3 protein-coding genes and 1 tRNA gene are annotated in these 4910 nt (G+C 64.9%); 1 reads left to right on the forward strand and 3 read right to left on the reverse strand.

Going from position 1 to position 4910, the window contains the following annotated elements; translation table 11 throughout:
• Nucleotides 1-305: 305 nt before the first annotated feature.
• The gene (locus AC2VOK_RS09865; protein ID WP_428900312.1) at nt 306-3215 is read right to left on the reverse strand and encodes an MMPL/RND family transporter; all 2910 of its coding nucleotides are present in this window, start codon (nt 3213-3215) and stop codon (nt 306-308) included.
• Nucleotides 3212-3673: an MmpS family transport accessory protein gene (locus tag AC2VOK_RS09870; protein ID WP_428900313.1), complete on the reverse strand. Its 462-nt coding sequence runs from the start codon at nt 3671-3673 to the stop codon at nt 3212-3214. The genes AC2VOK_RS09865 and AC2VOK_RS09870 overlap by 4 nt, the downstream gene beginning before the upstream one ends.
• Before the next feature lie 281 nt (nt 3674-3954).
• Here AC2VOK_RS09870 and AC2VOK_RS09875 point away from each other — a divergent pair, with 281 nt between their 5' ends.
• Nucleotides 3955-4524, forward strand: a complete 570-nt coding sequence (locus AC2VOK_RS09875; protein WP_428900314.1) for a TetR/AcrR family transcriptional regulator — start codon at nt 3955-3957, stop codon at nt 4522-4524.
• 290 nt (nt 4525-4814) lie between these two features.
• On the opposite strand, the gene AC2VOK_RS09880 is transcribed toward AC2VOK_RS09875, so the two are convergent.
• A tRNA-Met gene (locus tag AC2VOK_RS09880) sits at nt 4815-4891 on the reverse strand.
• Between the last annotated feature and the right edge of the window lie 19 nt (nt 4892-4910).

A 4910-nucleotide genomic window follows, 5' to 3' on the forward strand; every position in this document is an offset into this window, starting at 1 on the left:
CCTTGAAACCGGACAGGCACTCGGCGGCGTCAAAGAATCATCACGGCCGAGCCGAACGCTGGACACGATCACCGCCAACAAGCACCGGGCCGCCCCCGCCCGTGGCGGGACGACCTCGACGCCGTGAGTCGGCTGGGGCCGTGACGTTGACCCGGCGCGCGAAGAAGTCCAGCCGACTGTCCGCGGCGGTGGCGGCAATGGTGGCGGCACTGGCGGCGGCAGCGGTGGTGTGATGGCGGCGGCGGAGACTTCTCCGCTGGACGCCTCAAGGATGAGCGTCTACACGACGGGACAGCCTCGCGCCGTCAGGGCGCTGGCTGGTCGGCGCGTTGGGGGTGCCGGGGTGTGGGTAGTCTTTGGGGCCACCAGAACCAGGGGCCGAGCGTGCGGGCCAGCGGCATCACCAGGAGCAGTCGCACGATCACCATGTCGAAGATCAGTCCGATGCAGATGGTGGAGCCGGCTTGGCCGATGTTGACCACTTCGCTGGACAGCATCGCCAGCATGGTTCCTGCCAGCACGAGTGCGGCGGTGACCGCCACGTTGCCCGACCCGGCGATGGTGCGGATCAGCCCGGTCCGGATGCCCGCGGGGAGTTCTTCCCGGTATCGCGAGAGCAACAACAGGTTGTAGTCGCACCCGACGCCGACGAGCACGATGAACGCGATCGGCATTGTCAGCCAATGTAATTGGACGCCGAGCAAGGTCTCCCAGATGAAGGTGGCCAAACCCAGGGAGCCCAGGAAGGAAAGCACCACGGTGATGAGCACGATCACCGAACCTGCCAAGGTTCGGGAAATCGCCATCACGATCAGGAACACCAGTCCGAAGGTCGCGAGCATCATCGTCAGAATGTCGTTGGCGGAAAGAGCCTGTACGTCTCGGTAGTTCGAGGAGGCACCGGCCATCAGCAGGCGGACTCCCGACAGCGAGGTGCCCTTGACGGCCTCGTGTGCGGCCGATTCGGCGCGCTGGATCTGGTCGATGCCTTGCGGGCTCATGGCCTCGCCCTCGTGGTAGATCAGGATCCGGGCGCCTTTGCCGTCGGAGGTCATCATGAACTTGAGGCCGACCTGAAAATCGTGAGTTGTGAACGCATCCGGTGGCATGAAGAAGAAGTCGTCGTTCTTGGCGTTGTCGAATGCGGTAGCCATGTCGACCATCGGGCCGACCATCGGCTCCAGCTGGGAAACTGCGGCGTGCAGCAGGCTTTGCGTCGTCAGCGTCAGTTGCTGCATGACGGCCACGTTCTTCACCGTCGCGTTGAGTTGCGCGATCATCTGTCCGGTGGCGGCGTCAACCGTACCCAAGCCGTCGACCAGGGGGCCGAGTTGGGAGGTCGCTTCGTCGATGTTGTCGATCGACTCGTTGAGCGAGCGCAGCGCCCAGCATGCCGGGATGTCGAAGCAGTGCGGCTCCCAATACAGATAGCTGCGTACCGGCCGGATGAAGTCATCGAACGTGGCCAGATTGTCGCGGGTCTTCTCCATCGCGGTTTTCAGACCGCGGGACGCCTCCAACGACATGTGCGTGCCTGCGGAGAGCTGGCCGGTGATCTCGGCCATCTTCCTGGTGGAGGCCATCACGTCACCCATCCGGGCGGCCATGGTGTCGACGTCTTTGACCCGGTCTTTGAGGAATCCGAGATTCTGGCCGATCTTGGTGCCCAGGGAGCCCATCGCATAGGGCAGCGAGGCGTGTTCCAGCGGTCGGCCGTTGGGGCGGGTGATGCTTTGCACCATCGAGATGCCCGGTGCGCGAACGATGTTCTTGGCGATGCGGTCAAGACTGATCATGTCGGTGGTGTTGCGCATGTCGTGGTCGGCCTTGACGTAGAGCGTGTCGATGGAAAGCTGGCTGGGCGGGAAATGCCGGTCGGCGGCGGCGTAGCCGCGGGAAGATTCGACACTTGCCGGTGCGTAATCCCGGTCGTTGTAGCTCACCGTGTAGGTGGCCAGGTTGGCGATGCACAGCGGGATCACCAGGGCGGCCACCGCGAGCATCGCACCGGGCCATTTGGCGATGACGGTCCCGAATTTGCGCCACAGCGGGCTGGTCCTGGCCGGTTCGGACAGCCAGGGGAGCTTGCTGCCCAACGTCAGCAGCGCCGGGCCCAGGGTGAGCGCCGCGAAGACGGCGATCACCATCGCAACGAAACACGGTGGGCCCAAGGTGCGGAAGTAGTCGAGCGTGGTCAAACTCAAACACAGACACGCGCCTGAGATGGCGATGCCGGATCCCAAGACGACGTGGGCCACGCTGTGCACCGAGGTGTAGTAGGCGGTTTCAGGGTCCTGCCCGGCGCGTCGGGCTTCCTGGAAACGGCCCAGATAAAAGATCCCGTAGTCGGTGGCGACACCGAGCACCAGGGACACGGCCATGTTCATGGCGAACGAGGAGATCCCGATGAGGTGATTTTCGACCAGGAGCGAGTCGACGCCACGCGCCGTCGCCAGCGTGATCAACACACCGAACAACGGGATGATCGCCCTGGTGAACGACCGGTAGGCGACGAGCAGCATGACGGTGATGACGACGATCGTCACCACGGTGAGCTTGACCATGCTCTCGTCGGCCGCGTTGAGGGTGTCCGAAGCCAGGGGCGCCGGCCCGCTGACGTATACCGTGAGGCCCTCGGGTTTGTCTTTGTCGAGTTTTTCCACGATGTCGCGGATGGCCTTGATCGACCTGTTCGCGTCAGCATCGCCCAAGTCCCCGACGGGTCGCACGGTCAGTGTTGCGGCCTGCGCGTCGGCGCTCTGCTGGCCCGATCGGGTCACCGGATCGCCCCATAGGTCCATCAAGGACTGCACGTGCTCGCTGTCGCCGCGCAGACGACGAACCAGCTCGTCGTAGTACCGGTGATCCTGCTCGCCGAGCTTGCGACCCTGGGTTTCCAGGACCACCACGGCCATGCTCGTGTAGTCGGACTCCGCGAAATCGTGTCCCTGGGTGATCGCGGCCGCCGCGGACGGTGCATCGCGCGGGATCATCGCCTTGGCGTTGGCCGCGGTCGTTTTCTCCAAGGGGGGCACGAAAATGTTCAGCGCCGCCGCGGCGACCACCCAGAAGATCACCACCGGGATCGCCAGAACCCGCAGCAGCCGCGCGGGTGTCCGACGATTCTTTGACCCGTGCTTCCCCGCGGGTTGCGCCGGCACCGGAGCGGTGTGCTGCTCGCTCGGCGGCAGTGACGGGAGCTGGACCGCGGTCATGCTGCCGTCACCGTGCATGCCACCGCCGCACCCGGATGGGTGACGACCTGCTCGTCGCGAACCTGGCCGTCGACCCGGATGCGGCATCCCACCGAGTCGCCGTCGACCTGCGCCACCAGGCTCAGCGACGCCGCCGACGACATCGTGGCCTCCGACACCGACCACGGCAAGGACGTCAGGTCGACCTCGATCGGTTGGCTGTTGAGGTCGGCGTAGGACACTTTCCCGTCAGCTCCGAGCTCGCCGAAAACCTCGTAGGTGACCCGCTTGGGGTTGGTCTGAACGACCGTGGCGGGGATCGCCCGTTTTTGCGGCGGATGACTGATCGCGTGCGAGTTCTCCCGGATCCGAATCACCCCGAAACCCACCATCACGATGACGACCAGCGCGACCGCAGGCATCCACGCGCCGGCGAAGATGCGCCCGGCCCGGCCCCGGGATCGTTCGTGCCGGTTCATATCCGAGACCGAATCTCGACGACGGACGACTCAACGACCAGCGGGCCCAACCTTTCATCGGCCGCCAGCTGGGCGAGCCCCATGCGCGTGCTGGCTCGGCTGCTCATCACGAACTCCTCCGAAACTCGACTCCGAAACTCGACGCAAAACTTTTGTTACTCGTAGTAACATACCAGCTTGTTACCAACAGTAACAACAGCTGGTTAGGCTGTTGCTCCATGGAGGCGAACTCGACGCTGGGCTCGAGGCCACGTCAACCCTGGGTACTGCGCCACACCGACCTGTTGGACACCGCCGAACGGTTGTTCTTCGAGCGTGGGTTCGCCGCGGTGTCGCTCGGCGACATCGCGCAGGCCGCAGGGGTGACCAAGCCCATTGCCTACCGCCACTTCACAACCAAAGAGGGCGCATATCTGGCCTGCGCCCGACGGGCGCAGGCCGACTTCGTGCAGGCCCTGAAACTGCGGGTGGACCCCTCGCTGGCCGTGCGCGAGCAATTCGCGGCCGCAGCCGACCTCTTCTTCGGGCTTCTGGAGACCCACCCGGAGCGCTGGGAGCTCATTTACGGCAGCGCCGCCGTGCTGCCCGCCCAGTCCCGCGAAGAACTCGCCGCCCTGCGGTCGGACAACATCGAAACCACCTACGCGCTGATCACCAAGGATCAGCGCGGCATACCCACGCTGTTCGCCGAAGGACTCGCACACGCCATGTCCGGGGCAGCTGAACGCCTCGGACACTGGTGGCGGACGCGGCCCGACCTCGGCCGCGCGCACATGATCGACATCTACGTCGAAATCTTCTACGCCGCGGTGGCCCGCTACCTCGATCCGCCATCGACCGACACGAGATGACGTGCGTCGTGCTCACGGCGGTGCCTCAGTTGTCCACGCGCCCGAACCCTCGCCGGCCTGGCCGGCCGTGAGCCGCGGTGGCCTCGAGGCTGTAAATCTGCAGGCCCCTACTCGCACTTCGTCTGCAGAATTTTCGTCCGCAGAATTACTGGCTCGCCGGGACGGGAGCGCACGCAGCCCCGCGAGCCGGACCCGTCCCCGCTCAACTCGCTACCGAGCCCGATGTTCCCAAAGTGTTCCCATCGGGCATGAAAATGGCTCCCGGAGGAATCTCCGGGAGCCATTTCCGCTGGTAGCGGGGACAGGATTCGAACCTGCGACCTCTGGGTTATGAGCCCAGCGAGCTACCGAGCTGCTCCACCCCGCGTTGGTGAACCCCAGGTTAC

The sequence above is a fragment of the Mycobacterium sp. TH-M116 genome, from assembly GCF_057473685.1.

Coding starts and splice junctions, on each gene's coding strand:
- AC2VOK_RS09870 (WP_428900313.1), bottom strand. CDS start 3,673: ATGAACCGGCACGAACGATCCCGGGGCCGGGCCGGGCGCATCTTCGCC.
- AC2VOK_RS09865 (WP_428900312.1), bottom strand. CDS start 3,215: ATGACCGCGGTCCAGCTCCCGTCACTGCCGCCGAGCGAGCAGCACACC.